3 rRNA genes are annotated in these 1357 nt (G+C 50.1%); all 3 read right to left on the bottom strand.

Going from position 1 to position 1357, the window contains the following annotated elements:
• Positions 1-573 (bottom strand): 23S ribosomal RNA (locus J2S20_RS12055); the annotation flags it as partial.
• Positions 574-991: 418 nt separating this feature from the next.
• Positions 992-1109: ribosomal RNA gene (rrf, locus tag J2S20_RS12060) — 5S ribosomal RNA — on the bottom strand.
• 60 nt (positions 1110-1169) lie between these two features.
• Positions 1170-1357 (bottom strand): 16S ribosomal RNA (locus tag J2S20_RS12065); the annotation flags it as partial.

Here is a 1357-nt window from a genome sequence, read left to right on the forward strand (position 1 = left end):
TACTTCCACTGTATGTAAACATAGGGTTTCAGGTTCTCTTTCACTCCCCTCCCGGGGTCCTTTTCACCTTTCCTTCACAGTACTATGCGCTATCGGTCACTAAGTAGTATTTAGCCTTGGGGGGTGGTCCCCCCGCCTTCCCACAAGGTTTCACGTGTCTCGTGGTACTCCGGATTCTGCCGGATTGTATCCCATTTTCTCTTACGGGGCTCTCACCCTCTCTGGCAGGACTTTCCAGGTCCTTTCTGATAACGGAATACTCTCTTTTTGCAGTCCTTACCCCATGGTGCACGCACCATGGTTTGGGCTCCTCCGCTTTCGCTCGCCGCTACTTACGGAATCACTGTTGTTTTCTCTTCCTCCGCCTACTTAGATGTTTCAGTTCAGCGGGTTCCCGGCTGCACACTATGGATTCATGTACAGTCGCTGCAGCTCTTCTGCAGCAGGTTTCCCCATTCGGATATCTGCGGATCATTGGATATTTGCTCCTACCCGCAGCTTTTCGCAGCTTGTCACGTCCTTCTTCGGCTCTTAGTGCCAAGGCATCCACCCTACGCTCTTTCTGTTTAACCTCGTCGTCGCTTACTCCGCTCCCTCTCGCTCCGTGTAAACACGAAGCTCGATATGCTCCGCAGCTCCTCCTCTCAAACTTGAACTCCGTTCAAGTTTGTAAAAAGCAGCTAAAAGCACTCTGAGCGGTTCAGCTCGACTTTACATGCTCACTAGCGTGTAAGCATGCGGTTTTTCGGTCATGATTCTCAAATCATGTTGTAACGTATTTGTTTCTTCGGATACGGACTCTCATCCGTATCACCTCGGATGTCTAGATATTCTAAATTAGATTAGAATGTAGATCGTTCTGTATGCGGTTTTCAAGGTGCGAGTGACTGACTTTTTATCAGTCATCAGAAAGCTTAAGTTCTCTTAAGCTCTCTGATGATCGATAAACGATCATCTGTCCAAAGCTTTTCAGCCATTCTTTTTTTATAAAATCTGGCATCCGCCTGTTCTCCCATGCCGTTACCAGCATAGTACCTTCGGCCGTCTGAGTCTTAACCGTCGTGTTCGGGATGGGTACGGGTGTTCCCCTCAGACGTATCGACACCAGATAGTGTAAACCTCTTAATCAACGACCAGACAGCACACACAACCCCTACTCTCTTCCTTAGAAAGGAGGTGATCCAGCCGCACCTTCCGATACGGCTACCTTGTTACGACTTCACCCCAGTTATCCGCCCCGCCTTCGGCAGCTCCCCCCTTTCGGTTGGGTCACTGACTTCGGGCGTTGCTGACTCCCATGGTGTGACGGGCGGTGTGTACAAGACCCGGGAACGTATTCACCGCGACATGCTGATTC

Source organism: Moryella indoligenes, from assembly GCF_030812885.1.
Classification (GTDB): domain Bacteria; phylum Bacillota; class Clostridia; order Lachnospirales; family Lachnospiraceae; genus Moryella; species Moryella indoligenes.